Raw genomic sequence first — 3,088 nt, 5'->3', positions numbered from 1 at the left:
TTTTGTCTTTGAGTTTCACAATTAATTTGCAAGGATTATTTATTTCTCCTTTTGTAAAAGTTAGTTTTGCAGTTAATTGATTCTTTAAATCTTCTGGATTTACTCCTTCGTTTTCATAATCACTTAATAAATTCGGATTTGAGATAATCTTATTTCCTTTATTATCTATAAGTTCAATTGAGAAAATCGGAAAAACTTTTTCATTGCTCAATTCCAAACCACTTATGTCATCAAGTATTAATATTAATAAATCTTCAGAACTCACATTTTGGTCGAAAACAGGCTGTTTACGTGTTTCATTCCATAAGTATATTTTTGAATATTCAATTCCTTTGTTTTCTATATTTAGTAAATCATTTTCTCTTACAGTAAAAGGTAATTCATAAGTGAATTTTCCATCACCTTTTTTGTCCCAAATATTAACGAAAACTTTATACTTTTCTTCATTCTGATATGGCAAAGCAGTTGTAAAGTTGGCTTGTAATTGAAGTGGAAAAAGGTCTGTTCCGTTATCTAAACTTTTCAACAAGTTTGGATTAGAAAGTACAGTATCTTTTTCATTTTTAACAATATACATTGATAATCCTGGGAAGGTTTTATTTTCTTTTTTTGTTAATCCATTAATATTGTTAAAAATCAGATTTACTTTCTCTCCAAATACATATTCGTTTCTATTCTCAATTTTTCCATCTATTTCAATATTAATGTCATCAATTCCAATTCCATCTCCTCTTGAATAAGCACCAGTAGTTAAGTCAGTATTTACTGATTGATTAAATTGACAAGAATTAAATGTGATAATTCCTATTGTTAAAATTAATATTCTAAATTTCATTATTTGTTCGGGTTTTTTATTGTTGCCAACGGCTCGGCTATGGTTAGTACGGGAATTAAAAGTAGTGAACTTTCGATTAAGCACTTAGCCAAAACTTTTTATTTTGTTTTATCTTTTCTTTTTAAAGCCAAATCAAAAGATTTGGCGGACTTAGTAAAAGGCACTATACTTTGGGTTAAGTACCAAACCCCGTATTAATTATAGCCATTGTTGCCAGTAGTATTTATTCTCCATAAATTAATTTTCCTTTAATCAAATGTGTCTTTCCTTTTAATGAATCAATACTTTCCTGTATTATTTCACAATCTAATAAATTGGATGTTATTGAATGTCTACCAGAAAATACATTTATTAATACTTCAAAGTTTGGGTCTACTAATTCATTAAATGCTTGTTTCGATAGTTTTATATTTTTGAAGTTAGCAATTTTAGAATTCCATAATTCTATATTATTTCCTCCAATATGAACTTCACCCCATTTTGCGTAATCTTCGTTTAATGTGTCTTTTGGTATTCCTGAGAAATATGCTTGAACAATAACAGACTCTTTGTCTTTCGTTAGTTTATTTACAGCTTTTTCACTTAATTCAAGTTGAATAGTAAATTCAGGTATTATTATAGAATCATTTAAAACCTCATTTTTATTTTTCAGTTTTTTTAAATCAATAGTGTTTTTTGTATTTTCAGTTTGATTAATTAACTTATCAATTCCAACGCTTTTTCCCCTTTTATTCTGATTTTCTTTTTTACAAGAATTCATTAACAATGGAAGTAATAATATTATTAATAGTGCTTTTTTCATATTACTGGTAACGTCTAGGCTATGGTTAGTGCGGGAATTAAAAGTAATTAATTTCCGATTGAGCACTTAGCCAAATCTTTTTATTTTGTTTTTCTTTATAAAGCCAAATCAAAAAGATTTGACGGACTTCATTAAAAAGCACTTCATTTCGGTTTAAACACAAAACCCGTATTAATTATAGCCCTTGTTAGCTACTGGTTTTTTATTTCAATGTGATAAATTCTATAAAATTCCTCCCATTTTTGGACACTCTATCTCCTAATAAACTCCAACCACTGCTTGAAGTCATTGTATTGAAGATACTACTATCCGTATTCAGAAATCCATAATTGTATAAATCCTTGAAAGCAAGTTTAATAATTTCAATATTCACATTCGGTATTACTTTCGGAAAGAAGGTTTTAAAACCTCCCGAAATAACAGATTCCTCCAAATCGTTAAAATCCAAATATTCTTTTGGCGATGCCATAAAAGTTAATACTTGGATATGTAATAAAGATAAATTGTCAACAAGATTTAAATAATATTCTTTTTCAGTTTGTGTCGTTTCAAAATCAATCAGCGAATTAATTAAGATAGCTTTAAATGCAATTATTTTCTCTTTTTGGTAGTTTTCTACTGCTCCTTTAAAACATTTTTCAAATATGAATGCATACTCGTCTGTTTGAATATATTCTTCATTAATTTTTTTCTTTAATGAAGTCAAATCACTTGCAACATTTTCAGTAAATTCCTGAAGCCTTAATTCTCTTTGCGATGGAATATAATCAGATATCAAAGAAGCAATTCCACCAGCAAAAGGAACAGTGGCTAGAATTGCTGTTATTCCGCTAATAATGTGTTCTGGGTATTTTGAATCTCGAAGTTTTTCTTCAAATTTTTTTATTGTTGTCATTTTTTTCAACTTGTAGCTAACGGCTCGGCTATGGTTAGTACGGGAATTAAAAGTAGTGAACTTCCGATTAATCACTTAGCCAAATCTTTTTATTTTGTTTTATCTTTTCTATTCTATTCTAAAGCCAAATCAAAAGATTTGGCGGACTTGGTTAAAAGGCACTTCATTTTGAGTTAAGCACCAAAACCCGTATTAATTATAGCCATTGTTAGGTAGCGTTTTTAATTCCTTATTAATTATATCGTATAGTTCGTTCTCCCATTCAATTCCCTCGATTTTTGGATAGTCGGGATTTATTCTAAAATCTCTAGGACTGATTATCACTTTAACATTATTGTTTATTGCCTTTTGTGTTAATAAAAACACTTCTTCTATTGCTTCATCTCCAATTGGAATGCATCCAATTGTTGCGGATTTACCGTGTATGAAAATATCTCCACCCATTTCTGATACATTAGTGAATTCAGTTTTTGATTTGTCAAACTTATTTGGATAACTCACTTTTATTGACAGGTAATACGAACTATTCGGGTTCAAATACTCAACTTTATAAACT

3 protein-coding genes and 1 pseudogene are annotated in these 3,088 nt (G+C 28.8%); all 4 read right to left on the bottom strand.

All coding sequences use genetic code 11. The features are described 5' to 3' along the window. On the bottom strand, positions 1-835 hold an 835-nt coding region (locus CXF67_RS09025; RefSeq protein WP_102088460.1), incomplete at its 3' end, for a hypothetical protein. 223 nt (positions 836-1,058) lie between these two features. Continuing rightward, entirely contained in the window at positions 1,059-1,637 is a 579-nt protein-coding gene (locus CXF67_RS09020) for a hypothetical protein (protein WP_145990428.1), read from the bottom strand. A 202-nt stretch (positions 1,638-1,839) separates the two neighbouring features. Continuing rightward, a complete protein-coding gene (locus CXF67_RS09015) occupies positions 1,840-2,532 on the bottom strand; it encodes a hypothetical protein (protein WP_102088458.1) in 693 nt (230 codons plus the stop codon). 192 nt (positions 2,533-2,724) lie between these two features. Further along, positions 2,725-3,088 (bottom strand): annotated as a pseudogene (locus CXF67_RS09010) (hypothetical protein); the annotation flags it as partial.

It is taken from the genome of Psychroflexus sp. MES1-P1E (genome assembly GCF_002836055.1).
GTDB lineage: Bacteria > Bacteroidota > Bacteroidia > Flavobacteriales > Flavobacteriaceae > Psychroflexus.
This window is presented reverse-complemented; position numbering and strand designations above follow the sequence as displayed.

What these genes read in the sequence shown, in the direction of transcription:
- CXF67_RS09020 (WP_145990428.1), bottom strand. Translation starts at nt 1,637, where the DNA reads ATGAAAAAAGCACTATTAATAATATTATTACTTCCATTGTTAATGAAT.
- CXF67_RS09015 (WP_102088458.1), bottom strand. Translation starts at nt 2,532, where the DNA reads ATGACAACAATAAAAAAATTTGAAGAAAAACTTCGAGATTCAAAATAC.